The 24610-nt window shown below is 72.3% G+C and carries 28 protein-coding genes and 1 pseudogene; 25 read left to right on the top strand and 4 right to left on the bottom strand.

Features of this window, described 5'->3' with window-relative positions:
• The first annotated feature begins 88 nt into the window (after positions 1 to 88).
• Together ACZ3KP_RS09795 and ACZ3KP_RS09790 are read left to right on the top strand one after the other, a co-directional pair.
• Positions 89 to 730: a hypothetical protein gene (locus tag ACZ3KP_RS09795; RefSeq protein ID WP_467497878.1), complete on the top strand. Its 642-nt coding sequence runs from the start codon at positions 89 to 91 to the stop codon at positions 728 to 730.
• Between the two features lie 189 nt (positions 731 to 919).
• Complete coding sequence (locus ACZ3KP_RS09790; RefSeq protein WP_467497876.1) at positions 920 to 1747, top strand: trypsin-like serine peptidase; 828 nt, start codon at positions 920 to 922, stop codon at positions 1745 to 1747.
• Between the two features lie 64 nt (positions 1748 to 1811).
• On the opposite strand, the gene ACZ3KP_RS09785 is transcribed toward ACZ3KP_RS09790, so the two are convergent.
• Both ACZ3KP_RS09785 and ACZ3KP_RS09780 read right to left on the bottom strand, forming a co-directional pair.
• A complete protein-coding gene (locus ACZ3KP_RS09785) occupies positions 1812 to 3422 on the bottom strand; it encodes an N-acyl-D-amino-acid deacylase family protein (RefSeq protein WP_467497874.1) in 1611 nt (536 codons plus the stop codon).
• 8 nt (positions 3423 to 3430) lie between these two features.
• The gene (locus tag ACZ3KP_RS09780; protein ID WP_467497873.1) at positions 3431 to 4735 is read right to left on the bottom strand and encodes an alanine racemase; all 1305 of its coding nucleotides are present in this window, start codon (positions 4733 to 4735) and stop codon (positions 3431 to 3433) included.
• A 203-nt stretch (positions 4736 to 4938) separates the two neighbouring features.
• On the opposite strand from ACZ3KP_RS09780, the gene ACZ3KP_RS09775 reads away from it, so the two are divergent.
• The 8 genes and pseudogenes from ACZ3KP_RS09775 (at position 4939) to ACZ3KP_RS09740 (ending at position 10489) form a co-directional block, all read left to right on the top strand.
• The gene (locus ACZ3KP_RS09775; protein ID WP_467498087.1) at positions 4939 to 6045 is read left to right on the top strand and encodes a sugar kinase; all 1107 of its coding nucleotides are present in this window, start codon (positions 4939 to 4941) and stop codon (positions 6043 to 6045) included.
• Positions 6042 to 6809, top strand: coding sequence for an IclR family transcriptional regulator (locus ACZ3KP_RS09770; protein WP_358978549.1), 768 nt, complete (start codon positions 6042 to 6044; stop codon positions 6807 to 6809). Before ACZ3KP_RS09775 ends, ACZ3KP_RS09770 begins: the two co-directional genes overlap by 4 nt.
• Entirely contained in the window at positions 6806 to 7234 is a 429-nt protein-coding gene (locus tag ACZ3KP_RS09765; RefSeq protein WP_467497871.1) for a RidA family protein, read from the top strand. The genes ACZ3KP_RS09770 and ACZ3KP_RS09765 overlap by 4 nt, the downstream gene beginning before the upstream one ends.
• 80 nt (positions 7235 to 7314) lie before the next feature.
• Positions 7315 to 7893, top strand: coding sequence for a hypothetical protein (locus tag ACZ3KP_RS09760; RefSeq protein ID WP_467497869.1), 579 nt, complete (start codon positions 7315 to 7317; stop codon positions 7891 to 7893).
• Between the two features lie 181 nt (positions 7894 to 8074).
• A pseudogene (locus tag ACZ3KP_RS09755) lies at positions 8075 to 8731 on the top strand (ATP-binding protein); the annotation flags it as partial.
• A gap of 22 nt (positions 8732 to 8753) precedes the next feature.
• Positions 8754 to 8966 carry a LuxR C-terminal-related transcriptional regulator gene (locus tag ACZ3KP_RS09750; RefSeq protein ID WP_467497867.1) on the top strand — a complete coding sequence of 71 codons (213 nt, stop codon included), beginning with the start codon at positions 8754 to 8756 and terminating at the stop codon, positions 8964 to 8966.
• 15 nt (positions 8967 to 8981) lie between these two features.
• Positions 8982 to 9902: an anti-sigma factor RsbA family regulatory protein gene (locus ACZ3KP_RS09745; RefSeq protein ID WP_467497865.1), complete on the top strand. Its 921-nt coding sequence runs from the start codon at positions 8982 to 8984 to the stop codon at positions 9900 to 9902.
• Between the two features lie 104 nt (positions 9903 to 10006).
• Positions 10007 to 10489, top strand: a complete 483-nt coding sequence (locus tag ACZ3KP_RS09740) for an ATP-binding protein (protein ID WP_467498085.1) — start codon at positions 10007 to 10009, stop codon at positions 10487 to 10489.
• 54 nt (positions 10490 to 10543) lie between these two features.
• On the opposite strand, the gene ACZ3KP_RS09735 is transcribed toward ACZ3KP_RS09740, so the two are convergent.
• Complete coding sequence (locus ACZ3KP_RS09735; RefSeq protein ID WP_467497863.1) at positions 10544 to 12268, bottom strand: chitinase; 1725 nt, start codon at positions 12266 to 12268, stop codon at positions 10544 to 10546.
• Between the two features lie 190 nt (positions 12269 to 12458).
• Here ACZ3KP_RS09735 and ACZ3KP_RS09730 point away from each other — a divergent pair, with 190 nt between their 5' ends.
• The 14 genes from ACZ3KP_RS09730 to ACZ3KP_RS09665 all read left to right on the top strand — a co-directional run bounded on the left by ACZ3KP_RS09730 (position 12459) and on the right by ACZ3KP_RS09665 (position 23784).
• A complete protein-coding gene (locus ACZ3KP_RS09730) occupies positions 12459 to 13388 on the top strand; it encodes a hypothetical protein (protein WP_467497861.1) in 930 nt (309 codons plus the stop codon).
• Between the two features lie 92 nt (positions 13389 to 13480).
• Positions 13481 to 14185 (top strand): Flp pilus assembly protein CpaB, encoded by a 705-nt coding sequence (cpaB, locus tag ACZ3KP_RS09725; RefSeq protein ID WP_360566473.1) that lies wholly within the window; start codon positions 13481 to 13483, stop codon positions 14183 to 14185.
• 12 nt (positions 14186 to 14197) lie between these two features.
• Positions 14198 to 15430, top strand: coding sequence for an AAA family ATPase (locus ACZ3KP_RS09720; protein ID WP_467497859.1), 1233 nt, complete (start codon positions 14198 to 14200; stop codon positions 15428 to 15430).
• Positions 15431 to 15618: 188 nt separating this feature from the next.
• Positions 15619 to 15948: a pilus assembly protein gene (locus tag ACZ3KP_RS09715; protein WP_358978529.1), complete on the top strand. Its 330-nt coding sequence runs from the start codon at positions 15619 to 15621 to the stop codon at positions 15946 to 15948.
• Positions 15948 to 16361 carry a TadE/TadG family type IV pilus assembly protein gene (locus ACZ3KP_RS09710; protein ID WP_467497857.1) on the top strand — a complete coding sequence of 138 codons (414 nt, stop codon included), beginning with the start codon at positions 15948 to 15950 and terminating at the stop codon, positions 16359 to 16361. Before ACZ3KP_RS09715 ends, ACZ3KP_RS09710 begins: the two co-directional genes overlap by 1 nt.
• Positions 16358 to 17695: a CpaF family protein gene (locus ACZ3KP_RS09705; RefSeq protein WP_358978525.1), complete on the top strand. Its 1338-nt coding sequence runs from the start codon at positions 16358 to 16360 to the stop codon at positions 17693 to 17695. The genes ACZ3KP_RS09710 and ACZ3KP_RS09705 overlap by 4 nt, the downstream gene beginning before the upstream one ends.
• 4 nt (positions 17696 to 17699) lie before the next feature.
• Positions 17700 to 18644 carry a type II secretion system F family protein gene (locus ACZ3KP_RS09700; RefSeq protein WP_358978523.1) on the top strand — a complete coding sequence of 315 codons (945 nt, stop codon included), beginning with the start codon at positions 17700 to 17702 and terminating at the stop codon, positions 18642 to 18644.
• Positions 18645 to 18656: 12 nt separating this feature from the next.
• Positions 18657 to 19544 (top strand): DUF5936 domain-containing protein, encoded by an 888-nt coding sequence (locus ACZ3KP_RS09695; protein WP_467497855.1) that lies wholly within the window; start codon positions 18657 to 18659, stop codon positions 19542 to 19544.
• 6 nt (positions 19545 to 19550) lie between these two features.
• Positions 19551 to 20888 (top strand): histidine kinase, encoded by a 1338-nt coding sequence (locus ACZ3KP_RS09690; protein WP_467497853.1) that lies wholly within the window; start codon positions 19551 to 19553, stop codon positions 20886 to 20888.
• A 23-nt stretch (positions 20889 to 20911) separates the two neighbouring features.
• On the top strand, positions 20912 to 21661 hold the full coding sequence (locus ACZ3KP_RS09685) for a response regulator (protein WP_467497851.1): 750 nt from the start codon (positions 20912 to 20914) through the stop codon (positions 21659 to 21661).
• A gap of 99 nt (positions 21662 to 21760) precedes the next feature.
• Positions 21761 to 21946, top strand: a complete 186-nt coding sequence (locus ACZ3KP_RS09680; protein WP_358978518.1) for a hypothetical protein — start codon at positions 21761 to 21763, stop codon at positions 21944 to 21946.
• On the top strand, positions 21943 to 22527 hold the full coding sequence (locus tag ACZ3KP_RS09675; protein ID WP_467497849.1) for a pilus assembly protein TadG-related protein: 585 nt from the start codon (positions 21943 to 21945) through the stop codon (positions 22525 to 22527). Before ACZ3KP_RS09680 ends, ACZ3KP_RS09675 begins: the two co-directional genes overlap by 4 nt.
• A gap of 35 nt (positions 22528 to 22562) precedes the next feature.
• Positions 22563 to 23147, top strand: coding sequence for a hypothetical protein (locus ACZ3KP_RS09670; protein ID WP_467497847.1), 585 nt, complete (start codon positions 22563 to 22565; stop codon positions 23145 to 23147).
• Positions 23148 to 23154: 7 nt separating this feature from the next.
• Positions 23155 to 23784, top strand: coding sequence for an OmpA family protein (locus ACZ3KP_RS09665; protein WP_467497845.1), 630 nt, complete (start codon positions 23155 to 23157; stop codon positions 23782 to 23784).
• 6 nt (positions 23785 to 23790) lie between these two features.
• Here ACZ3KP_RS09665 and ACZ3KP_RS09660 read toward each other — a convergent pair whose 3' ends face one another.
• Positions 23791 to 24153 (bottom strand): DUF192 domain-containing protein, encoded by a 363-nt coding sequence (locus tag ACZ3KP_RS09660; protein WP_467497843.1) that lies wholly within the window; start codon positions 24151 to 24153, stop codon positions 23791 to 23793.
• A gap of 136 nt (positions 24154 to 24289) precedes the next feature.
• Here ACZ3KP_RS09660 and ACZ3KP_RS09655 point away from each other — a divergent pair, with 136 nt between their 5' ends.
• Positions 24290 to 24601 carry a hypothetical protein gene (locus tag ACZ3KP_RS09655; RefSeq protein ID WP_467497842.1) on the top strand — a complete coding sequence of 104 codons (312 nt, stop codon included), beginning with the start codon at positions 24290 to 24292 and terminating at the stop codon, positions 24599 to 24601.
• The last annotated feature ends 9 nt before the right edge of the window (positions 24602 to 24610 follow it).

Here is a 24610-nt window from a genome sequence, read left to right as displayed (position 1 = left end):
AGGGAGGGCACCTGGGGGAGGCGGCGCTTTGGCCCGTTATCGCCGGTAGCTGTCTCAAAGCGGCCTCCTCTCCCTACAATCCGCGTCCATGCCGAGACCTGCCGAACACGACGAGACCGGGGCGCCCAGCGTCTACCAGCCCCAGGGCGAGCCGGCGCCGGTGTACGAGGAGTACCGGGACCCGGCGTCCGCGCACGGCTGGCTCAACGCCTACGACGAGACGCGCGAGCTGCCCAGGATCGCGTCGGCCGCACCGCCGCCGGGCCGGGCGGAGCGGCGCCGGGCGGCGGCCGGTCGGCGGCCGCGGAACAGGGCGGTGGCCGTCGGGGCGATCGGCGCCGCGTCCGTGGCCGCGCTGCTCGCGGGCGTCGCCCTGACCTCGTCCTCCGACGGAACGCAGGGCGAACAGGACCGTACGGAGCGTGCCCCGGCCGCGTCGTCCGCCCCGGCGCGGCAGGCGAGCCCGGCGGCCACGTCCGCCGCGCCGTCGCCGGAGTCGGCCGCGCCCGCCGCGGTGGCGCCGTCGGCCGGAGCCGTCACGTCGGCGGCGGGAGCGCCCGCGGCCACCGCGGCGCCCTCGGCCACGGTCCCCACGCCGGGCGCCGGCACCACCACCCCCGGCGCGAGTTCCGCGCCCACGCCGACCGCCACCGGTGCGACCCCGACCGCGTCCCCCTCTTACGGGGGGCACGGGTGGGGCCACGGAAGGGGCGGCGGCCGGTCCCACTGAGGCGCGACCGGGGCCCGGCCCGCGGTGTGCGTACCGCTTGCCCGGGCCGTTGTCACGGGCGGAAATCCGCCACGGCCGTTCCGGAAACGACTCCTTGCCCCCGCGTGCGCGTGCATTGAGAATGCGCATGACAAAAAAGCGGGTGGCTGGAAGATCTCCGGTCACCTCGTCGTACAGAGGGGACCCCACATGAACAAGCCTCTCGTCGCCGCGCTCGCCTCCCTGGCCATCACCGGGATCGGCACGGCACCCGCGGTCGCCACCCCCCGGCAGGCCGCGGCGGTGACCGTCAACTTCGCCGGCACCGTCTCGCTCAGCAACTGCTCCGGCTCCGTCATCCGCTTCCCGAACTCCGTGGACAGCGACCCGGCCCTAGTCCTCACCAACGGCCACTGCCTGGAGACCGGCTTCCCCGACCCCGGCGAGGTCATCACCGGCCAGTCCTCCAGCCGTACCTTCGGCCTGCTCAACTCCTCCGGCACGAAGGTGGCCACGCTCCGCGCCAACCAGGTCGTCTACTCGACGATGACCGACACGGACGTCACGATCTACCGCACCACCACGACGTACGCGGCGATCAAGAGCTCCTACGGCATCAGCCCGCTGACCGTCAGCAGCACCCACCCCGTCGCCGGCACCGCCATCAAGGTCGTCTCCGGGTACTGGAAGACGATCTACAGCTGCAACATCGACGGGTTCGTGTACCGGCTGAAGGAGGGCGACTGGACCTGGAAGGACTCGGTCCGCTACACCTCCGCGTGCAACACGATCGGGGGGACCTCCGGGTCGCCGGTGATCGACACCAGCACCGGGCAGGTCGTCGCCGTCAACAACACCGGCAACGAGGACGGGGAGCGGTGCACCGTCGACAACCCGTGCGAGGTGGACGCGAACGGGACGGTGACGGTCCGCCAGGGGATCAACTACGCCGAGGAGACGTACAACATCCCGGCGTGCTTCACGACGGGGAACGTGCTGAACCTGAGTGCGAGTGCGTGCACCCTGCCCAAGCCGTAGGGGTTGTCCTTCGGCGCGGGTGGGTGGGGGCTGGGCGCGCAGTTCCCCGCGCCCCTACGGGGCGCTACAGCTGGGTGCGTCGGATTGCTCGGCCCGCCAGCGCGTCCGTACGGCGGCCGTCCTCGATCACGAAGCGGCCGTCGATCAGGACGTGGGGGATGCCCGTCGGCAGGTGGCGCGGGTTCTCGAACGTCGAGCCCGCCGCCACCGTCCGTGGGTCGAAGAGGACGACGTCGGCCCGGTAGCCCTCGCGGATCAGGCCGCGGTCCGGCAGGCGCAGCCGGGCCGCGGGGCGGGACGTGAGGTGGGCGACGCACTCCTCCAGGGAGAGGACGCCCAGCTCCCGCACGTAGTGGCCGAGGTAGTGCGGGAACGTGCCGTACGCCCGGGGATGGGGCTTGGCGCCCTGGAGGATGCCGTCCGAGCCGCCGGTGTGGGCCCGGTGGCGCATGATCGTGCGGACGTTCTCCTCGTGGCCGACGTGCTGGAGCACGGAAGGGGCCAGCCGGTCCGCCAGGAGCAGGTGGCGGGCCGTCACCCAGGGGCTCTCGCCGCGTCGCCGCGCCGACTCCTCGACCGTGCGGCCGACGAACTCCGCCAGCCCGGGATCGGCGACGCCCGAGATTTCGATCGTGTCCCACTCGACGGGCACGCCGTGGCAGCCGTCGGAGCCGATGTCCTCCAGGTGGTGGCGGATCCGTTCGGACGTGTCGTCGTCCGCCAGCCGGGCCAGGGCCGCCTCCGGACCGCCCTCGTTCGCCCAGCCCGGCAGCAGTGCCGCGAGGGTCGTGCTGCCGGGGGTGTACGGGTAGGTGTCCAGGGTGATGTCGGCGCCTGCGGCGAGGGCCTCGTCGAGGAGGGACAGCAGCTCAGGTGCCCGGCCCTCGTTCACGCCGAAGTTCATGGTGGCGTGGGCCAGATGGAGCGGGCAGTCCGCCTCCCGGGCCAGGGCCACCGTCTCCGCGTACGCCTCCAGCGCGCCCGCGCCGTACGAGCGGTGGTGCGGGCAGTAGTAGCCGCCGTACTCCGCCACCACCCGGCACAGCGCGGTCAGTTCGGCGTCCGGGGCGTACATGCCCGGGGTGTAGGTGAGCCCGGAGGACAGGCCGACCGCGCCCTGTTCCAGGCCCTCGGCGACCAGCCGGCGCATCCGGTCCAGTTCGGCGGGGGTCGCCGCGCGGTCCTCCCAGCCGACGACGAGCGCCCGGACCGTGCCCTGGGGGACCAGGTACGCCGCGTTCACGGCGATCCCCCGGTCGAGGCGGTCCAGGTACTCGCCCACGGACCGCCAGTCGAAGTCGAGGTCGTCGCCGTGGCCGTGCCAGCCGGCGATCGCCCGGCGGACCTCCGCCAGGGTGCGGTCGTCGACCGGGGCGTACGACAGCCCGTCCTGGCCGAGCACCTCCAGGGTCACCCCCTGCGCGGCCTTGGCGCTGTGGTCGGGGTCGCGCAGCAGGGCCAGATCGCTGTGCGCGTGCATGTCGACGAACCCGGGGGACAGCACCAGGCCCTCCGCGTCCAGCTCGCGCACCGCGCGGGGACGCTGGCAGCCGGCCGCCGCGGCCTCCTTGACGATCGACACGATCCTGCCGTCGTCGACGACCACGTCCGCGCGGTAGGAGGGCTCGCCGCTGCCGTCGACGACGTCCGCGTCCCGGATGACCAGATCCTCCACGGCCCCTCCTAGAAGAACGTACGGATGTAGTCGACGACCGTCCCGTCCGCCTCGGCGACCGGGATCAGCTGCCACTTGTCGAACGAGGTGCAGGGGTGGGACAGGCCGAGCCCGATCCAGTCCCCGACCTCCAGGTCCGCCTCCGGGGTGGTCTCCAGCCAGGTGTGCTGGTCGGACAGCGCGGTCACCGTGATGCCCGTCGCCGGGCGCTGGACACCGCCCCGGCGGACCACCCGGGCGGACGGGAGGTGGAGGTCGTGGGCGGCGTCCCGCTTGCCCGCGTTGGCGAAGGCCTGCCCGGCGGAGGGGCGGGAGACGACCTGCGCCCAGAGCCGGAAGGCCGGTTCCAGCGCGCCCTCCTCGGGGACGCGGTTGAAGGGGGTGAGCTCGCGGTAGTGGCCGTCGTCGTGCGAGACGTACGCGCCCGAGCGGAGCAACTTCAGCACCGGGAGGGAGAGTTCCGGGATCTCCGCGAAGACCTCCGCCACCACGTCGAACCAGGCGCTGCCGCCCGCGCTGACCACGATCTCCGAGAGCCCCGCGAACCGGCCCGCCGCGTCGAAGCCGGCGGCGAGCGCGACCAGGCGGCGCACATAGGCGCGCACCCGGTCCGGGTCCGCCCGCGGGACCTCGCCCTCGTAGCCGGCCACCCCCACCAGCCGCAGCGTGCCGGTCGCGGCCACCGCGTCGGCGACCGCCGCGCACTCCTGGGCCGTGCGCGCGCCGGTACGGGCCCCCTCCCCGGCGGCCAGTTCGACGACGACGTCCACGCGACGCCCGGCCCCCCGCAGCGCCGCGTCCATCAGCTCGACCCCGCGCACGGAGTCGACGTAGCAGACGAAGCCGAACTCCTCGTCCCGGGCCAGCTCCGCGGCGATCCAGCGGAGCGCCGGGGCGTCCACGAGTTCGTTGGCGAGGAAGACACGGCGGGTGCCGAAGGCCCGCGCCACCCGCACCTGGTGCGGCATGGCCAGGGTGATGCCCCACGCCCCGCGCTCGACCTGGCGGCGGAACAGCTGGGGTGCCATGGAGGTCTTGCCGTGCGGCGCGAAGGCGAGGCCGTGCCGTGCCGTGTACGACTCCATGAGCGCGAGATTGTGCTCCAGGTGCTCGGCGGACAGCGCCAGTACCGGGGTCGTGAAGCCGTCGGAGAAGAGGTTGCGGCGCTGGGCGGCCAGCTCGCCGACGGTGCGGCCCTCGGCGTCCGGCGGGAGGCCCTTGAAGCGGTGGTCGACGCGTTCCTCCGCGAGCCGGGCGAGTGCGTCGGTGCCGGTGTCGAGGGACACGGTGCCTCCCTGATCAGATGGTTGCATTCTGCAGGTTGCATTCTCCGCAACGCTCATTGCATATATCGCTCGTCGCTGTCTAACATCCACGCCGACGCCGGGTCAACGGAGCCCGCGGCGCCCCGAGACGACCCGAGACGACGAGGAGCCCCACCATCGTGAAGGCCACGGACGCCGTCGATGCCGTTGACGCCGTCGACGTCGTGGATGTCGTCGCGCTCGGCGAGTCCATGGTCACCTTCCTGCCCGGCCGGCCGGGGCGGCTCGCGGACGTGCCGTCCTTCGACCGTGCCATCGGCGGCGCCGAGTCCAACGTGGCCTGCACGCTGGCCGCCGCCGGACACACCGTGCGGTGGGTCAGCCGGGTCGGCGCGGACGGGTTCGGCGAGCATCTCGTGGCGACGGTCGCGTCGCACGGCGTCGACGTCTCCCACGTGGGCCGTGACCCGGTGCGCCCGACCGGGGTGTACTTCCGCACGGCGGGGGACCGGGCCACGGACGCGCACGAGGTGGCCTACTACCGGGCCGGGTCGGCCGCGTCCGCGATGTCGGTGCGGACGGTGGACCCGGCCGCGGTGCGTGCGGGCCGGGTCCTGCACCTGTCGGGGATCACGGCCGCGCTGTCTCAGGAGTGCCTGGGACTGCTGCGCGAACTGACCGCTCCCGCCGAGGGACGCCCGCTCGTGTCGTTCGACGTCAACTACCGGCCGAGCCTGTGGACCGGGTCCGACGGCGCGCGGGTACTGCTGGAACTGGCGAGCCGGGCCGACATCGTCTTCGTCGGCGAGGACGAGGCGGAGCAGGCGTGGGGGGTGACGGGCGGACCGGAGGCCGTCCGGGGACTGCTGCCGGAGCCGGAGGCGCTGGTGGTGAAGCAGGGAGGCGCGGGGGCGACGGCATTCGTGTCGGCCGCGGGTGGGCGGGGGGCTGTCGCGCAGTTCCCCGCGCCCCTTGAGGGACGCCGTGCCGACCGTTTCTCCTCGGGGAGAGGCACCCTGGCAGCGCCGGCCGGCGTGCCCACCCCCCGGCCCCAGCCCTCCGGCACCTTCGAACCCGCCCCCACCGTCGACGTCGTGGCCGCCGTCGGCGCAGGGGACGCCTTCGCCGCCGGCTTTCTCTCCGGCACCCTGCGCGGACTGCCCGTACGGCAAAGACTCCGGCTCGGTCACCTCTTCGCCGCCGCCACCCTCACCAGCCCCGCCGACCTCGCCCCGCCCCCCGACCGCGACACCACCGACCGGCTGACCGCTCTCGGCGCCCCCGCCTGGGGGACACTTCGACTCGGCCCCGGCTGGACGCGAGCAGCAGCGGCCGAGGAGGAGGGACGCACCCCATGAGCCAGACCGTCGACCGAGCGCTCAGCATCCTGCCCCTGCTGGCGGAGGGCCCCGCCGACCTCGGCCAGGTCGCCGACCGCCTCGGCGTGCACAAGTCGACCGCGCTGCGGCTGCTGCGCACCCTCCACGAACACGGCCTGGTCTACCGCCAGTCCGACCAGCGCTACCGCCTCGGCGCCCGCCTCTTCGCGCTCGCCCAGGAGGCCATGGAGAACCTCGACGTCCGCGAGATCGCCCACCCCCACCTGGCCCGCCTCAACGACGCCTGCGGACACACCGTGCACCTCGCCGTCCTGGAGGAGGGCGAGGTCCTCTACATCGACAAGGTCGAGAGCCGCTACCCGGTGCGCATGTACTCCCGGATCGGCAAGCCGGTCGCCGTCACCGTCGCCGCCGTGGCGAAGCTGCTCCTCGCCGACCTGCCCGAGCCGGAGCGGCGGGCCCTCGCCGACCGGCTCGACTACCCCATGTACACGGCCCGTTCGACACCGAACGCGGAGGCGTTCCTCAGGGAGCTCGCCAAGGTGCGCGAACAGGGCTGGGCCACCGACCTCGGCGGCCACGAGGAGTCCATCAACTGCGTGGCCGCACCGGTGCGCGGCGCCGACGGGCGCGTCGTCGCCGCGCTGTCGGTCTCCGCGCCCAACGTCGTCGTCACCGCCGACGAACTCCTCACCCTGCTCCCGCAGGTCCGCCGTACGGCGGACGCGATCAGCGGCGAGTACTCAGGCAGGACCCCGATCAAGGAAGCCGGCAACCGATGACCGAGAAGACCGCCCTCACCCCGAAGACCCACACCACCCCGCCCGCGAAGTTCTCGCACGGCGTCCGCAAGGGCAACCTCCTCCAGGTCGCCGGCCAGGTCGGCTTCCTGCCCGCGAAGGAGGGCAGGCCCCCGACCCCGGCCGGCCCGACCCTGCGCGAGCAGACCCTGCAGACCCTCGCCAACGTCAAGGCGATCCTGGAGGAGGGCGGCGCCTGCTGGGACGACGTGATGATGATGCGCGTCTACCTGACGGACGTCGGCCACTTCGCCGAGCTGAACGAGATCTACGACCGCTACTTCGACGAACAGGGCCTCACCCAGGCCTACCCGGCGCGCACGACGGTGTACGTCGGCCTGCCCGCGGGACTGCTGATCGAGATCGACGCGCTGGCCGTGCTCGACTCACCGGACCCGGCGTCCTGACGGCCTGTTCGGGTAGGCGTCTCATAACGAAGTTGGGGTCGACTGTGTCCGGCACAGGTTCTTCGACCATACTGCCCGCTGTGGAGCAGCGCATAGGAGCCAACAGCCAGCCCCTGGAGGGTGCCGGATTCGACCCGGCCTTCATCCCCGGGCTCACCTCACCGGCGCCCGCCCGTCCGCAGGACGCGGAGCCGCAGGACGCGAGGGCGAGGGCCGTCGAGGCGGCGGACGCCGAGGTCGGCGAGGCCGGGGCCGGCACCGGCGTCGAGTCGGCCGCACCGGCCGCGGAAGCCGGGGAAGCGGCCGAGGAGGCCGCGGCCGAGGACGGCGAGGGGGCCGAGGCGGCCGCCGACGGGCCCGTCTTCGAGGCCGCCGACCGCCGTGCGCGGATAGTGGCCGACGCGACCGGTGTGCGGCTGAGCCTCGACGAGGAGAAGTGCGAGTTCCGCTGGGACGAGATCGGCGCGGTCGAGACCGAGACGCCGCGCTTCGGCAAGCGGTTCACGATCACCGTCCACACCCCGGACCGCCGCTGGTACCCCATCGAGATCGAGGCGACGTCCCGCTCCCGCTTCCAGGAGTGGGAGGCGCAGCTGGACGCCGTCCTGGACGCGTACTTCGAGGACGGCGGGGAAGCCACCGACGCCGAGTCCGACTGAGCGTCGGCCGGCCCGACGGCCTCCCTGCCGAAGGGCCGGACAAAAGCGCCGCACTATAGCCCACCCGGAGCCCCGGGGCCCGGCCCTTCCCGAAGTGCACTCGCCGGCGTGACCTCCGCCTGTCCCTCCTCGGCCCGCCACGGCACCGTGGACCCACGGCCGAGAGGAGGGCTCGCTGATCATGGGCGGACCGGCGCCGAGCGGGGGCTGCCACCTGCCGGTCGAGACGACCAGCTTCGTCGACCGGCGGGACGAACAGGCCGCCGGCCGTGAGCTGCTGGCGAAGGCCCGCCTCGTCACGCTCACCGGCCCCGGCGGCGTGGGCAAGACCCGGCTCGCCACGCACATCGCGGCCCGGGTCGCCCGCGCCTTCCCCGACGGCGTCCGCCATGTCGCCCTCGCCGGCCTGCGCGACCCGGAACTCGTCCCGCTGGCCGCGGCCGACGCCCTCGGACTGCACGACCACTCCGCCCGGCCGCCCCTGGACGCGCTGGTGGCGCGGCTGCGCGACCGCCGCCTGCTGTTCGTCGTGGACAACTGCGAGCACCTGCTCGCCGCCTGCGCCGGTCTCGCCGCCGCCCTGCTGCACGGGACCACCGCCGTCCGGGTCCTCGCCACCAGCCGGCACCGCCTCGGGCTCACCGAGGAACACCTCCTGGAGGTGCGGCCGCTGGCGGTCCCCGACCCGGACGGCGACCTCTCGGCGCCCGGCTCCCACCCCGCCCTCGCCCTCTTCGCGGACCGTGCCGCCGCCGTACTCCCCGGCTTCCGGCTCACCCCCGCCAACCGGGCCGCCGTCGCCCGGCTGTGCCGTCGCCTCGACGGGCTGTCCCTCGCCTGGAGCGGACCCACTCCTCGCCGTGCGCCTCGCACAGCCGCAGGGCCCGCTCGCAGACGGCGACGGCCCGCTCGGCGTCGCCGAACTCGTCGCCGAGGGGCTCGGCAACCAGCAGATCGCCGACCGCCTGGTGATCGCCCGCCGTACCGCCGAGGGCCATGTGGAACGCATCCTCGGCAAGCTCGGCTTCCGCAACCGCAGCCAGATCGCCGCCTGGGTGACCGCCCGGCGCTGACGCAATGGAGACCCGATGAGCAGCACCACGAGCGCCCGCCCCGCCGCGGCCCAGGGGCGGTTCGACCACCGGATGGCCGTGTTCGGCTCGGACGACGCGTTCCTCGCGGCGGCCCTGCCGTTCCTCGCCGAGGGCCTGGCCGCGCCGGACGAGCCGCCGCCGGTCGCCATCGCCGCACCGTCCCACCTGGCCGTCCTGCGCGACGCACTCGGCACCGACGCCAAGGACGTCGGTTTCATCGACCACACCGACTGGTACACCGGCACGGCCGCCAACGCCGTGGCACAGGGCGTCGGTTTCCTCGCGGCGAACGCCGGACCCGGCGGCCGCGTCCACCTGCTCATGGAGCCCGACTGGGCGGGACGCGCGGGCCGTTCGGTCCGGGAGAGCGCCGAGTGGATCCGCTACGAGTCCCTCGCCAACCTGCTGTTCGCCCCCTTCGCCACCACGGCCATGTGCGCGTACGACACCCGGACGGCCGGCGACGCCGTGGTCGACGCGGCCCGCCGTGCCCACCCCGGCACCGGGGTGTACGAGCAACCGGAGGTACTGGTGAAGGAGTTGGACGCCGTGCCGTTGGCGCCGTCCCCGCGGTCGGCCGTCCGGCTGACGGCGGTGGAGGGGGTGCGGGACTGGGCCGCCGGGCAGGGGCTCGCGCCCGCGGAGGCGGAGCTGTTCACCCGGGCGGTGGCCGAGGCGGCCGAGGCGCACGGACCCGTCATCGAGTTTCTCGCCTGGGGCGAGGCCCCGGGCTGCGTCTGCGAGCTGCGGCTGTGCCGGGCCGTGGCGGATCCGCTGGCCGGGTTCGTGCCGCCGGGCGGCGGGGACCCGGAGGCCGGGCAGGGTCTGTGGTTCACCCGCCAGGTGTGCGCGTACGTCGACGTGCGGGACGGGGTGATGGGCGACGGGGCGAGGATCCGCGTCCAGTACGCGTGAGCGGGACGCCGTACGCGCGTACTGCCGAGGCTCCCCGTACGCGGTTACCCGATCAGGTATTCCTCCCCCTGTGCGGGGAGCCGGTCACCGGCACGCTGGAGGGCATGCTGCAACCCTTCGGTGGCCGGCTCCCGGACACCGGCCCCCCGTACGCCGCGTATCCGCAGCCACCGACCCGGGCCGGTCATCTGAGTGTCGAGTACGAGCCTCGTCCGACGGCGGCGGGTGACGCGCGGGCGGCGGTGCGGCGGCAGCTGGAGGAGTGGGGGCTGGCCGACCAGGACGACGTGGCGTACGTGTGCGAGCTGTTGGCCGGCGAGCTGGCGGCGAACGCGCTGTGCCATGCGGCGAGCCGGTTCCGGCTCACCCTGTCGGCCTCGCACGGACTGCTGCGCTGCGAGGTCGCCGACGAGGACCGCCGCCCGCCGCGGGTCCTGGACGCGGGCCTCGCGGAGGGCGGCAGGGGGATGTACCTGGTGGACGCGCTCGCCCGGCGCTGGGGCTGCCACCAGGACGGGCCGGGCAAGACCGTGTGGTTCGAGCTCGGCACCTGCGGGTGCGACGGCTGCGGTCGGCGGCAGCCGTAGCGCCCCGCGGCCCCGGTCCCGGCGGCGTGTCCGGCCGCCGGGACCCCGCAGCGGTTACGGCAGGGCGTGCACGTGGGCGCCCACCGAGGACGACCACGCGTTCCCGGCGGACGCGTCCCAGTTGGTCGACCAGGTCATCGCACCGCGCAGGCCGGGGTAGGCCGTCGACGGCTTGAACGAGCCGCAGTTGGTGAGCTTGGTCAGGCAGTCGAGGGCGTTGTCGACGACGGTGGGCGACACGTAGCCGCTGCCCGCCGCGCTGGTCGACGCCGGCAGGCCGAGGCCCACCTGGGACGGGGCGAGCCCGCCCTGGAGCTGGATGCAGGCCAGCGCGGTGAGGAAGTCCACCGAGCCCTGGCTGTACACCTTGCCGTCGCAGCCCAGCATCGAACCGCTGTTGTAGTACTGCATGTTGACGACCGTGAGGATGTCCTTGATGTTCAGGGCCGTCTGGAAGTACCCGTTGGACGTCGACTGCATGTCGATCGTCTGCGGGGCCATCGTGATGATCAGCGAGGAGCCCGCCTTCGACGACAGCGAGCGCAGCGCCTGGCTCATGTAGGTCGCGTTGATGCCGTTCTCCAGGTCGATGTCGACGCCGTCGAACCCGTACGTCTGCATCAGCGCGTACACGGAGTTGGCGAAGTTCGTCGCGGAGGCCGAGTCGCTCACCGAGATCGTGCCGTTCTGGCCGCCGATCGAGATGATGACCTTCTTGCCGGCCGCATGCTTGGCCCTGATGTCGGCCTTGAACTGGTCGACGGTGTAGCCGCCGAGCCCGGCCGAGTCGAGGGTGAAGCTCACCGCGCCCGGTGTGCTGGTCGCGTCCGCGAAGGCGACGGCGATGATGTCGTACGAGGACGGCACGTCCGAGATCTTCTGGACGGTGGCGCCGTTGTTGAAGTTCTGCCAGTAGCCCGTGACGGCGTGCTTGGGCAGGGCGCCGCCGCCCCCCGTGCCGGTCGCGGTGGTCGTCGCCGTCACCGCCGACGACTTGGCCGACTCACCCGCCGAGTTGGTCGCGCTGACCTGGAACGAGTACGACGTCGAGGCCGCGAGCCCGGTGACCGTCGCCGAGGCGCCGGTGACCGCCGAGACCTTGGTGCCGTTCTGGTAGACGTTGTAGCCGGTCGCGCCCGACACCGCGCTCCAGGAGAGGGAGGCGGAGGACGAGGTCGTACCCGAGACCGCGAGGCCGGTGGGGGTCGCGGGGACGGTCGGGGCCGGGTCGGAGCCGCCTCCGCCGTCGGGGCCGTAGACCGAGACGTCGTCGGCGTAGTAGGCGGCCTGGCCGTACCAGCCGTGCGTCCAGACCGTCACCGAGGTGGTCGAGGCGCCGGTGGTGAAGGTCGTCGACAGCTGCGTCCAGGTCGTGTTCGGGGTCCAGGTCGACACGTCCGTGGTGCCGGTGCCGGTCACCCCGAGGTAGGTGTAGGAGCCCTGCACCCACGCGCTGAGCGTGTAGGTCGAGTTGGCCTTCACCGCCACCGTCTGGCTGCACTGGGCGTAGTCCTGCCCGGCCGGGGTCGCCTTCAGCGCGGCGCTGCCCGAGTGGACGGGGGAGGAGACCGTCGTGCCGCTGCCCGCGGAGCAGGTCCAGTTGGACAGACCCGACTCGAAGCCGGGGTTCTTCGCGTTGTTGACGTCGGCGGCGGAGGCGGGGGAGGCGGTCAGGCCCGCCATCGCGAGGGCCGTGGCGAGGGTGGCCACGGCCGACCAGGTGCGGTTGCGTCGCCGTCCGGTGCCGGGGGACGCCGGGCGGGGGATGAGTCTGGGCATGACAACAAGTTGGTCCAGACCAATTCTCCTGTCAATAGGTCCAGACCAAATTCGCACCGCCTCAGGCCCCGGTCATATGCTCAACCTGTCCCGATTTGGAGCCGGTTGTGTGGTCACAGATCCCAGACAGCTGCACAAACGCTGTTCTCCGGCCACAGAGGCGTGGTTACAGTGCTGAGGTAGTCACGCAATGAAGTCGTCCCGGCTCTCTGGAGTAACACCGGTGAGCCGCCGGGGTGTGAAGAGCGGGGAGCTGCGCGTGCCAACTGCCATTGCCGTGACCAGCGCCGACATGGCGCTGCCGGTGCAGGACGAACGGACCATGCCCGCGGTCGTCCTGAAGGACCTCGACAAGCGCCCGCTCGAACAGACCCTCGCCGAGTTCGTGGCCCTCATCGAGCAGTACGGACATGTGGTCGTCGTGTACTCAGGGGCCGTACCGGACGCCGTCACCCGGCGCCTGCACACCCTGCGCTCCCTCCTGGAGAGCGACCGGATCGCGCTCTTCCGTCCGGACCTGCCGCCCCTCGGCATCGCCGTGCTGGCCCGGCAGTTGCGGCAGCTCGCCACCTGCGACCTCAGCCCCGGCGTGCTCGCCTCGGCCGGCCGGCTGCTCACCCACTACCTCCACTCCGGCGCCGTCCTCGGCTCGGTCGCCAAGCTGGACCGGGTCCCGGTCACCCTCAAGGCGCACGCCAAGTCCTGGATGCCCGGCACCCAGTTCGCGGTCGTCGCGCACCCCGAACCCCAGCTGGTCCGCGTCGGCCCGGACGCCGTGCTGGGCGGACCCGAGTTCAGCACCTGGCTGCTCGTCGCCAGGGGCCAGTTGCAGTCGGACTGGATCGGCGGCCTCGCCCCGTCCTGGGGCGCGCACGGCCTGCGGGAGACCCCGCTGCCCGCCGAGTCGGCCGAGTGGTGGGGGACCGGCCGGCTGATCGAGTTCACCAGCTACCTCGCCGACCTGTCGGTCCTCTACCAACTGGTCACCTCCGTACGGCAGACCAGCTGTCACTGGTGCGGCGTCGACGTCATCGGCGACCGCTGCGTCTTCTGCTCCGCCACCCCGCCCGTCTACGATCCGCCCGCGCCCCGCGCCCTGGAACAGCGCACGCCCGCCTGACGGCCGGGGCGGCGACCGCCCCGGACGAACCCGTACCGCCCACCGCACGGTTCCCCCACTTCCTCCGCTTCCCCGATGAGGTCGCACGGTCCATGAACTCCCGTCAGCGCCGCGGCGTGATACTCCTGATCCTGTCGGTGCTCTGCGCCCTCGGCGCGTTCGCCGGCGTGCTCTCCGTCATCGACGACGTGAAGTCGCAGGTCGGCCCCGAGGTCACCGCGTACAAGGTCCGGTCGGACGTCAAGCCGTACACGACACTGACCGCGGGACAGTTCCAGAAGGTCGAGATGCCCAAGCGGTGGCTCTCCGCCAACGCCGTCACCAGTCTCGGCGAGATCCAGGGCAAGATCGCGGTCACCACGTTGAAGAAGGGCTCCCTGCTCCAGACCGACATGGTCGTCGACCAGCCCGAGCTGAAACCGGGCGAGCAGGAGGTCGCCATCATGATCGACGCGGCCACCGGCGTGGCCGGCAAGATCACCCCGGGCGCCCTGGTCAACGTCTACGCCACCTTCCAGGGCAAGCAGGCCAGCGCCCCCGACCAGTCGAAGATCATCGTGACCAACGCCCGGGTCCTGGACGTCGGCGCCCAGCTCAGCTACGTCGACCCCGACAACCGCAACCAGCAGCCCACCGACGCCGTCCCCATCACCTTCGCGCTGTCCACGCTCGACGCCCAGCGCCTCACCTACGCGGAGTCCTTCGCCCAGCGGGTCCGGCTCGCCCTGGTCGCCCCCGGCACCACGACCAGCGTGCCGGACAAGGACCGTACGTACGAACTCGCGACGGACAAGTGAGAGGCGCCTCGCATGCCCATCAGGATCCTCCCCGCCGTCGGTGACGCGGACGCCGCCCGGCCCCTGGTCGCCCTGCTCAGCCAGCTCCCGGACGCCGAACCGCTGTCCCCCGTCGTGGACTCCACCCAGCTCGTGGACCTGCTCGCCCGGTTCGCCGCCGAGTCGGTCGACGAACTCCCCGAGGTCGTCGTCGTCCACGAACGCATCGGCCCGGTCCCGGCCCTGGAACTGATCCGCGAGGTCGCGCTCCGCTTCCCCGCCGTGGGCGTCGTCCTCGTCACCACCGACACCAGCCCCGGCCTGTTCGCCGCCGCGATGGACTCCGGCGCCCGCGGCCTGGTCGGACTCCCGCTGAGCTACGAGGAACTGGCGGGCCGCGTGCAGGCCGTCGCCCAGTGGTCCACGGGCGTACGCCGGCACCTCGGCCACGGCGCCGACGTCCTCGCCGGAGTCGGCGGCACCGTCGTCACCGTCAGCGGCGCGAAGGGCGGCACCGGCGCGACCCTGGTCGCCGTCCAGATCGCCCTCGCCGCGCAGGCCTCCGGCCACCCCACCGCCCTGGTCGACCTCGACCTCCAGACCGGGGACATCGCCTCCTACCTGGACGTCCAGTTCCGCCGCTCGGTCGCCGACCTCGCCGCGGTGGGCGACATCTCCCCGCGCGTCATGGCCGAGGCCGTCTTCCGCCACGACTCCGGGCTGGCGCTGCTGCTGGCGCCCGCCGAGGGCGAACGCGGCGAGGAGGTGACCGACCGCGCCGCCCGCCAGATCCTCAGCGCCCTGCGCTCCCGCTACGAGGTGGTGGTCGTCGACTGCGGCGCCCAGCTCGGCGGGGCCGGGGCGGCGGCCGTGGAGACCGCGGACCTCGCCCTGCTGGTCACCACGCCGGACGTGGTCGCCGTACGCGCGGCCAAGCGCACGGTCCGGATGTGGGACCGGCTGCAGATCCGCAAGGCCGAGGAGACCACGGTGGTGGTGAACCGCTACACGAGGGCCACCGAGATCCAGCCGGCCCTGATCCAGCGGATCACCGGGACGGCGGTCGCGGGCACCCCGGTCCCCGCCAACTTCAAGGAACTCCAGGGGGCGGTGGACGCCGGGCGGATGCACGAACTGGACGCGCGGAGCACGGTACGGCAGGCGCTGTGGGCGCTGGCGGGGGAGCTGGGGCTGGTGCGGACGGGGGAGCGGACGGTGCCGCGCAGGGCGTCCGTGGGGTTGCGCCGACGGAAGGAACTGCCGTGAGGGGGCGTGGGGGTCGTCGGTCGGGTGCCGGTGCGTGGGGGCCGGTCACGCAGTTCCCCGCGCCCCTGAAGGGGCGCTCACGGTGGCGCCCTGCTTGCAGGGGCGCGGGGAACTGCGCGAGCAACCCCCACCGGGCCGCACCCGACCGAGCACGCGATGGCGGCCAGGTCTCCATCGAACTGCTCGGCATGACGCCGGTCATCATCCTCACCCTCGTCCTCGTCTGGCAGGCCGTCCTCACCGGCTACGCCTTCACCCTGGCCGGGAACGCCGCCGACGAGGGCGCCCGCGCCGGCACGGCCGTGCCGCGCGGCGAACGCTTCGGCGTCTGCCAGGCCGCCGCCCTGAAGGACCTCTCCAGCGCCTGGCGGGAGGGCGCCACGGTGGACCGCTGCGACGGCACCGGCACCGTCGTCGCGGACGTCTCCCTGCGCGTCCCGGTCCTGTTCCCCGGCACGATCGACTTCCCGGTCACCGTGCACGGCCACGCCGGCACGGTGGAGGAGGTGAAGCGCTGATGAACCCCCCTCCGAACCCCCCTCCGAACCGCCCCCCGACCCCCCCTCCGAACCGCCGTCGGCAGCCCCGCGACCGCGGCCAGGTCGCCGTCGAGTACCTCGGCTTCGTCCCGATCCTCCTCGTCGTCGCCCTGGCCGGCATCCAGCTCGGCGCCGTCGCCTACGCCGCCGAACAGGCCGGCACGGCGGCCCGGGCCGGTGCCCGCGCCGCCTCGCTGCAACAGGACGTCGGCGCCGCCTGCGCCGGCGCGGTCAGCGGCGGGATCGACGTGCGCTGCGCCTCCTCCGGCGGCGGCGACTCCGTCACCGTCACCGCCACCGTCCACATCCCGAAGATCGTCTGGGACCTGGGCAACGCCACCAAGTCCGCCACGATGCCCGTCGACCACGGAACGAGGAGCACGGCACCATGAGCCTGCGGGCACGCATCAACTCCCCCGAGGAGAACGGCAGCCGGGGCGAGGACGGCCACCTGGTCGCCTCGTACCGGGCCAAGCTCCTGGAGGAGATCGACCTCGCGGAGATGAGCGCGCTGGCCGCCGCCGAGCGCCGGGCCCGTCTCGAACGCGTCCTCGGTCACATCATCAGCCGCGAGGGCCCCGTCCTCTCCACCGTGGAACGCTCCCAGCTGATCCGCCGCGTGGTCGACGAGGCACTCGGGCTCGGCATCCTGGAGCCGCTCCTCGAAGACGCGTCGATCACCGAGATCATGGTGAACGGCCCCGACGCGATCTTCGTGGAACGCGGCGGCCGGGTGGAGCAGCTGCCGTTGCGCTTCGTCTCGGCGGACCAGCTGATGCAGACCATCGAACGGATCGTCTCGACGGTCAACCGCCGGGTCGACGAGTCCAACCCCATGGTCGACGCCCGCCTGCCCTCCGGCGAACGCGTCAACGTCATCATCCCGCCGCTCTCGCTCACCGGCCCCACCCTCACCATCCGCCGCTTCCCGCGCTCCTTCACCCTCCAGGAGCTGATCGGTTTCGGCTCGCTCGACGAGCACATGGTGTTCCTGCTGGCGGGCCTGGTGCAGGCGAAGTTCAACATCATCGTCTCCGGCGCCACCGGCACCGGCAAGACGACCCTCCTCAACGCCCTCTCCGGCCTCATCCCCGCCCACGAACGCATCATCACCATCGAGGACTCCGCCGAACTCCAGCTCCAGCAGTCGCACGTGGTCCGCCTGGAGTCCCGGCCCGCGAACGTCGAGGGCAAGGGCCAGGTCACCATCCGCGACCTCGTCCGCAACTCGCTGCGCATGCGCCCCGACCGGATCGTGGTCGGCGAGGTCCGCGGCGGCGAGTCCCTCGACATGCTCCAGGCCATGTCCACCGGCCACGACGGGTCCCTCGCCACGGTCCACGCCAACAGCGCCGAGGACGCCCTGACCCGGCTCCAGACGCTGGCCTCCATGTCGGACGTCGAGGTCCCCTTCGTCGCCCTGCACGACCAGATCAACAGCGCCGTCGACGTCATCGTCCAGCTCACCCGGTTCGCCGACGGCGCCCGCCGGATCACCGAGATCGCTGTGCTCGACAGCCACGGCAGCGAGCCGTACCGGCTGGCGACCGTGGCCCGTTTCGACGCCCGGCCCATGACCCACGACGGCCGGGTCCACGGCGCCTTCCAGTACTTCCCGCTCCCGCGCCGCACCGCCGACCGCCTCTACATGGCGAGCCAGCCGATCCCGCAGGCCTTCGGCGTGGCCCAGCACCTCGACCAGCTCACCACCCGAGAAGCGAGGTAGCCCCATGCCTCTGCACGACCTCGTCACCCTCACCACCGGGGTCACGCTGCTGGCGTGCCTGCTGGCCGTGGTGGGCCTGCACAGCTACGCCTCCGGCCGGGCCCAGCGCGCCGCCCTGGTGGACCGCCTCTCCGGCACCGGTCAGGTGCCGCTGTCCGGCCGCAGGCGCCGCTTCCGCACCCTCGACCGCCGGCTGCGCGGCACCGGGATCGGCCGCCGCCTCGAACTCCGCCTGGCGGCCACCGGCCTGGACGTGACGCCCGGCGAGTTCTTCGCCTACATGATGGCGGCCGTCGTGGCCCTCTGGCTCATCGGCCAGGCCGCCCTCGCCCCCTTCTTCGGCCCGATCGCCGGCCTGCTCGGGGTCTTCGCCGCCGTCCAGTTCCTCAACTGGCAGCGCCAGAAACGCATCGAACGGTTCATCGGCCAACTCCCCGAACTGGCCCGCATCCTCGCCAACGCCACCCACGCCGGCCTCGCCCTGCGCACCGCGATCGGCATGGCGGCGGAGGAACTGGAGGCCCCGGCGGGCGAGGAACTGGGCAAGGTCGCCGACCAGTTGGCGATCGGGCACTCCCTGGACGACGCGCTCGGCGAACTGGCCGAACGCCTCCCCTCCCGTGAACTGGTCGTCCTCGTCACCACCCTCGTCCTCTCCAACAGGGCGGGCGGCCAGGTGGTGTCCGCCCTGCGCAACCTCACCGAGACCCTGGAGGAACGCAAGGAGACCCGCCGCGAGATCCGCACCCAGCTGTCCCAGGTGACGATGACGTCGTACGCCGTCCCCGTCCTCGGCATCGGCGCCCTGTTCCTGATGAACGGGGTCAAGAGCGGCACGCTGGACCGCATGACGGGCTCCGCGCTCGGCCAGGGAGCGGTCGTCGTCGCCTTCGGCCTGTACGCGGTCGGCTTCGTCCTGATCCGGCGCCTGAGCCGGATCGACGTGTAGGGGGTCGGGAAGATGGCACTGCTCCTGGCCCTCCTGATGGCCCTCGGCGTCTACGGGGTGTTCGCGGGCGTCCGCATGTACCGCGCGGAGGTCAAGCTCCCGACCGACCTCGCGACAGCCCTGGAGGTCGGCGCCACCCGCACCGGCGCCGCCAACTCCCTCATCGACCGCATGGGCATGCGCTACGCCCCCGCGGTCCTCCGCCTGATGGGGCCGCGGCTGGTCGCCAAGTACCGGCGCAAGATCGACCTGGCGGGCAACCCCGGCGGCCTCACCATCGACCGCTACGCGGCCCGCCGCGCGGTCTACGGCGCGCTCGGCGGGACCGGCTTCCTGGTGTTCCTCCTGCGCGGCCAGTACCTGATCGCCCTGGTCCTGCTCCTGTTCGGCGCGTTCTGGACCGAGGTCGGCATCTGGTCGGCGATCCGTGTCCGCAAGGACGTCATCGAACGCACCCTGCCGGACTTCCTGGACGTCCTCGCGGTGGTGGTGGGCGCGGGCCTCGGCTTCCGCCAGGCGCTGGACCGGGTCGCCACGCACTACGAGGGGCCGTGGGCGGACGAACTGCGCATCACCCTGCGTCAGATGGACCTGGGGATGAGCCGCCGCCAGGCCTTCACGGAGCTGCGCAGGCGGAACGACTCGGAACAGGTCGCGATGTTCGTGACGGCGCTCCAACAGGGCGAGGAACTGGGCGCACCGATCGTGGACACCCTGGTCGCGCTGGCCAAGGACATGCGCCGTACGGACGCCCAGAACGCCCGCCGCAAGGCGGCCCGGGCGGTCCCGAAGGCGACGCTGATGATCACCACGTTCATGGTCCCGGCGACGATGCTCCTGCTCGCGACGGGCCTGCTGCTGGGCTCGGGCATCAACTTCGGGTCGGTCACGGGGAAGTAGACGGGGGTGACGACGACCGTGCCGCCGAGGGAGGCAGACGAGCGGGCCGAGCGGGGTGGGAGCGGTGAGGTCGGCGAGCGGGCCGAGCGGGGCGGGCGTGGTGAGGTCGGCGAGCGGGCCCACTGGGGCCGGAGCGGTGAGATCGGCGAGCGGGGGACGAAGGTCGAGGTCCGTGCGCTCCAGGCGATGTGCCGGCAGGTCTTCGGCTTCCGGCTCGCGATGATCGCTGTGGCCACCCCCGCGGCCCTCCTCAACGTCACCCCCGGCCTGGGCGCCCGCCTGGTCGGCTCGGCCGTGGTCGTCACCTTCATGGTCTCGTACGTCCTGTTCCGGGACTGGCAGCGCTTCGGCCCCCTCCTGCTGCGCCACCCCGCCCTGCTGGCCGCCGACGCCCTCTTCGGCTCCCTCCTCCTGGTCTCGGCCGGTCCCGACACCACCCTCGCGTACGTCAGCGTCTGCACCCCGCTCCTCGCCGGCCTCCTCTACAGCTGGCGCGGAGCGGCCGTGTTCGCGTCGCTCGAATCCCTGATCCTGCTGCTCGTCCAGGCGACCCTGCGGCACCACACGATCGTGGCCGAGTCCCTCCTGCTGCCCGGCCTCTGCGTCATCACCGGCGCGATGGGCTCGACCCTGCGCACCCTGATGCTCCGCTTCGGCACCGCCACCGAGGCGCTGGCCGAGACCAGGGCCCGGCTGGCCGCGGCGGAGGCGGTGAGCGCCGAACGCGTGCGGCTGGCCCGCGAGATGCACGACTCGGTGACCAAGACCCTGTACGGCGTCGCCCTGATCGCGGACGGCCTCGCGCAGTCGGCGGCCGCGTCCCCGGACCGCCTGGACCCGGCGCTGATCAGTCAGCAGGCGGAACTGGTGGCGAACGCGGCCCGCAGCGCGGCCGCCCAGTCCCGTGACCTCCTGACGGACCTGCGCGCACAGCCGGACGGCGCGACCCCCGACGTCCTGCCTCAACTCAGCTCCCTCGTATCCGACTTCACCGCCCGTACGGCCCTCCGCGCGACATACGTCGGCCCGGCCACTCCCGTACCGCTCCCCGCCGCCACCTCCCGCGAGCTGCTGAGCATCACGGCGGAGGCGCTGGAGAACGCGCACCGCCACGCGCGCGCCACCCGGGTCGCCGTACGCGCCGAGACGACCGCGACCCACCTGCTGCTCACCATCCACGACGACGGCCGGGGACTCCCCGCGGACCTGGCGGTCGAAGACCTGGGCCGCGCCGGGCACTTCGGCCTGCTCGGGATGACGGAACGGGCGGCGTCGGTGGGTGCCCGCATCGAGCTGTCCGCGGACCGGGGCACACAGGTCCGAGTGGAGCTCCCCCTGCCATGACGGAGACGAGAGGAGGCCCTCCGATGCCGCAGCACCCCTTCCCGGAGCACGCGGAACCCCCGCCGCCTGCCCTGCGCGTCCTGGTGGCCGACGACAACCCGGTGATCCGCGCGGGCCTCACGGCGGTCCTCTCCGCACCGGACGACCTCACGGTGGTGGCCGAGGCCGAGGACGGCCGCACGGCCTACGAGGCGGCCCTGCGCCACCGCCCCGACGTCATCCTCCTCGACGTCCGCATGCCGGGCGTCGACGGCATGGCGGCACTGCCCCACCTGGTCGGGCTCGCACCGGTCATGATGCTGACGTACAGCGACGAGACGGCCCTCGTCCAGGAGGCCGTACGCCTCGGCGCCGCCGGCTACCTGGTCCACGGCGAGTTCACCACCGCCCAGCTGACCCAGGCGGTCCGGGACGTGGGCGCGGGCCGACCGCACTTCACCCCTACGGCGACGAAGGCGTTGCTGGCGCACATCAGGAACGCTGCGACTGCACACCCTCAAGAAGAACTGACCGAGCCTCGGGAGAATCTCTTTCCCCAAAAGCCTTCGCACATGCAACCAGATGTGAGACAGTCTACTCAATCCCGCTTTCAACTGAGCGGCAGGGAGGCGGAGATCATGGACCTCATCGCGACCGGCATGGACAACCGGCAGATCGCCGCCGTCTGCTTCATCAGCGAGAAGACGGTCAAGAACCACATCAACCGCATCTTCGCCAAGCTCCACACCACCACCCGCGCCCAGGCGACGGCCAAGTGGCTGGGGGTGAGTTGAGGATGAACTGGGTCCGGATTTGGGTCCTGAGACCCTCCGTCGAAGGGTATGTTCCGCCGTACGGTGCCACGATCGGTACCGAACCCGGAGGGGAGCACCATGAGCGACCTGATGCTGAGGATGCTTGTTGCGATGCAGCGGCGCGCAAACGACCGGGGGCAGACCGCGGTCGAATACCTGGGAATCATTGCGGTGGTGGTGGCGATCGTGCTGGCGGTCACGGGCACCAGCATCGGTCAGACGATCCTCACCAAGATCACCGCGCAAATCAACAAGATCACGTGACACGTCTGCGCCGTTACGGAGACTCTGGGCAGGCCTTCCCCATCTACATCACCGTAGTGGGAGGCCTGCTCTTTCTCGCGTTCGCCTACCTTGCGGTCGGCCAGGCCGCGGTGAACCGGAACGGTGCCCAGACGGCCGCCGACGCGGCAGCGCTCGCCGCGGCCGTGAACACCCGTGACGAGCTTGCGGGCCAGTGGGTGAAGGACGTACTCGACCCGACCAAGTGGCAGGACATCTTCGACGGGCACGTGGACGTCGCGGACTCCTGCTGGCGGGCCGCCGAACTGGCGGCCCAGAACGACGCGACGGCCCAGTGCACGCCCGAGCCTCCGTTGAGCTACAAGGTCGATGCCGAGACGAACAAGACCGTCGGAGACTCCGTCGTGCCCGGTACGGAGAACATGAAGTCGACGGCACACGCCACCGCCGTGATCGAGCCGCTCTGCACGTTCACGCTGACCGGAGCGGCGGGCGCACTGCCCGAACTCACCTGCAGGGACCGGAACTGGACCCTGGACCCGACCGATCTCAAGCATCTCCCGGGTCCCGAGGACCTCTTCGACGTCCACCTGGCCGACTGACAAGCGAATCGACGAGTGAATGAGGAGGCTGAGCGATGAGTGTTCGGTTCACGGCGAAGGCTCGCAGGGGGATGGTCGCCCTGGCCGTTGCGGCCGGTCTCGCCGTAGGCGCCGCCGGTTGTGGCGGCGGTGGCGGCGGTGACGCCAAGAGCCCGAAGGCGTCCCCCTCCGCGTCGAAGAGCAGTGGATCGAACGCGAGCGCTCAGGAGGGTCAGTCCCAAGCTCCGTTGGCGGAACTCAAGGGAACGGACGGACTGCTGCTCCAGGTCACCTCGGCGCAGCGGGACTCGGGCGGCTTCGTCACGGTGAACGGCGCCATCAAGAACGACGGTGCCAACTCCGTCGTGATCCCGGCGCAGGTGAGCGGCGACGAAACGGAGATCACCAAGCACGGCTTCTCCCTCGGCGGGGCCACCTTGGTGGACTCCAAGGGCAAGAAGCGCTACTACGTCCTGCGCGACACGGACGGTCGGCCGCTCACCAGCACCGGCATCACGAACGTGGACGCCGGCCAGACCATCCCCGTCTTCATGCAGTTCCCCGCACCCCCCGCCGACACCACCGACGTGACCCTCCAGCTCCCCACCTTCTCCAGCGGCACGATCAAGATCTCCGGGTGAGGCCGCAGTGACCACACCACGCCTGCCCCTGACCCTGGGCGCCGCCACGCTCCTCCTCGTCACGAACCTCTACGGCGCGACGGCCGCCCGCGCCGACGGCGGCGCCCCGAGCGTCCCCCCGGGCACCGAGCCCTCCGCCTCCGCCCCCGTGAAGATCGACCCGACCGACCCCGACCTCAAGCTCCCCGAGGGCGCCACCCTGGCCGCGCCCAAGGTCCTGGACATCAAGTCGGTCGTGGAGGACCAGAGTGGTGACGAGCGCAGGGAGGACACCAACGCGGACGTCACCTTCGCCCTCCAGGCCGAGGTGCTGTTCAGCAAGGACAGCGCCAAGCTGAACGACGCCGCGAAGTCGCGGATCTCGGCGATCGCGGACGAGATCAGGAAGCAGAACGCGACCCAGGTCCGCGTCTTCGGCTTCACGGACAACCTGGGCTCATCGGCCCACGGCGACGTCCTCTCCCGCCAGCGCGCCAACGCCGTGCAGGGCGTCCTGGACCAGGACCTGAACGACCCGAACGTCACCTTCGACGTCCGCGGTTACGGCGAGCAGTACCCGATCGCCGACAACTCCACGGAGGAGGGCCGCAAGAAGAACCGCCGGGTGGAGGTCACGTTCCCGAGGACGGGCGGCTGACCGGGTTCACCGCACCTCGACGCCGACCCGGGCCCCCTTCACCACGCCCCACCCCGCCATGGCTCCGGCCTCCGCCTCCAGCACGTGCCGGGAACGGAGCCGGGGCAGTCCGAGGCGTCCCGGTGGCATCGTGCGCACGGCGATGACGGTCAGACGGCGGTCCAGGTAGGCGACGTCGATCGGCATCCGCATGCGGAAGGTGTGCACGCTGCCCGCCGGTGAGAGCAGCATCGCGCCGTCGATCGAGTCACGCCCCAGCAGCCCCCTCGTACGCGCGCGGTACGAGGCCGCGATCTCCAGCGGCACACCGACGGGTTCGCCGTCCCCGTGCACGAGCAGCAGCCCCCGTCCGTCCCGCCAGCGCCCCACGCCCGACCCCTTCCACGGTGGTGACGCAGGCGATCGTACGGCCTGCCGCGTCCCCCGGGGCCGGCAAGTCACCGAAGCTCCGTGGCGTCGTTGAACGGATCATGAGAGTTCCGGCCCCGCCCGAAGAGGGGCGCACATGGCGGATCGGCTGAAGGTCGACGGCACCGAGCTGGACAGGTTCTTCAAGGACCTGAAGAAGGCGCAGGAGTCGTTCACGGCCCTGCGGAAGGTGCTGCACGACCCGGGTGTCGAGGGCCTCGGCACGGAGGCCCTGGACAGGGCCTGCGACCGGTTCCAGCAGGACTGGCGTCACGGGGCCGAGGAGATCGCCGAGCAGATCGGGAAGCTCACCGACATCACGCGGAAGGCGAAGGACGACTTCCACGAGGTGGACGTGGCCCTGGAGCGGGCGCTGGCAAAGGCCCGCCGGAAGGGCGGGGCCGCGTGACGGGGCGGG

Source organism: Streptomyces sp. NPDC020958, from assembly GCF_055562175.1.
The sequence above is the reverse complement of the archived record's forward strand: the minus strand, read 5'-3'. Positions and strand labels throughout refer to the sequence as shown.

Coding starts and splice junctions, on each gene's coding strand:
- ACZ3KP_RS09745 (WP_467497865.1), top strand. CDS start 8,982: ATGAGCAGCACCACGAGCGCCCGCCCCGCCGCGGCCCAGGGGCGGTTC.
- ACZ3KP_RS09680 (WP_358978518.1), top strand. CDS start 21,761: ATGAGCGACCTGATGCTGAGGATGCTTGTTGCGATGCAGCGGCGCGCA.
- ACZ3KP_RS09740 (WP_467498085.1), top strand. CDS start 10,007: ATGCTGCAACCCTTCGGTGGCCGGCTCCCGGACACCGGCCCCCCGTAC.
- ACZ3KP_RS09730 (WP_467497861.1), top strand. CDS start 12,459: ATGAAGTCGTCCCGGCTCTCTGGAGTAACACCGGTGAGCCGCCGGGGT.
- ACZ3KP_RS09770 (WP_358978549.1), top strand. CDS start 6,042: ATGAGCCAGACCGTCGACCGAGCGCTCAGCATCCTGCCCCTGCTGGCG.
- ACZ3KP_RS09765 (WP_467497871.1), top strand. CDS start 6,806: ATGACCGAGAAGACCGCCCTCACCCCGAAGACCCACACCACCCCGCCC.
- ACZ3KP_RS09700 (WP_358978523.1), top strand. CDS start 17,700: ATGCCTCTGCACGACCTCGTCACCCTCACCACCGGGGTCACGCTGCTG.
- ACZ3KP_RS09780 (WP_467497873.1), bottom strand. CDS start 4,735: ATGCAACCATCTGATCAGGGAGGCACCGTGTCCCTCGACACCGGCACC.
- ACZ3KP_RS09705 (WP_358978525.1), top strand. CDS start 16,358: ATGAGCCTGCGGGCACGCATCAACTCCCCCGAGGAGAACGGCAGCCGG.
- ACZ3KP_RS09655 (WP_467497842.1), top strand. CDS start 24,290: ATGGCGGATCGGCTGAAGGTCGACGGCACCGAGCTGGACAGGTTCTTC.
- ACZ3KP_RS09695 (WP_467497855.1), top strand. CDS start 18,657: ATGGCACTGCTCCTGGCCCTCCTGATGGCCCTCGGCGTCTACGGGGTG.
- ACZ3KP_RS09670 (WP_467497847.1), top strand. CDS start 22,563: ATGAGTGTTCGGTTCACGGCGAAGGCTCGCAGGGGGATGGTCGCCCTG.
- ACZ3KP_RS09735 (WP_467497863.1), bottom strand. CDS start 12,268: ATGCCCAGACTCATCCCCCGCCCGGCGTCCCCCGGCACCGGACGGCGA.
- ACZ3KP_RS09685 (WP_467497851.1), top strand. CDS start 20,912: ATGCCGCAGCACCCCTTCCCGGAGCACGCGGAACCCCCGCCGCCTGCC.
- ACZ3KP_RS09790 (WP_467497876.1), top strand. CDS start 920: ATGAACAAGCCTCTCGTCGCCGCGCTCGCCTCCCTGGCCATCACCGGG.
- ACZ3KP_RS09795 (WP_467497878.1), top strand. CDS start 89: ATGCCGAGACCTGCCGAACACGACGAGACCGGGGCGCCCAGCGTCTAC.
- ACZ3KP_RS09710 (WP_467497857.1), top strand. CDS start 15,948: ATGAACCCCCCTCCGAACCCCCCTCCGAACCGCCCCCCGACCCCCCCT.
- ACZ3KP_RS09775 (WP_467498087.1), top strand. CDS start 4,939: ATGGTCACCTTCCTGCCCGGCCGGCCGGGGCGGCTCGCGGACGTGCCG.
- ACZ3KP_RS09720 (WP_467497859.1), top strand. CDS start 14,198: ATGCCCATCAGGATCCTCCCCGCCGTCGGTGACGCGGACGCCGCCCGG.
- ACZ3KP_RS09715 (WP_358978529.1), top strand. CDS start 15,619: ATGACGCCGGTCATCATCCTCACCCTCGTCCTCGTCTGGCAGGCCGTC.
- cpaB (WP_360566473.1), top strand. CDS start 13,481: ATGAACTCCCGTCAGCGCCGCGGCGTGATACTCCTGATCCTGTCGGTG.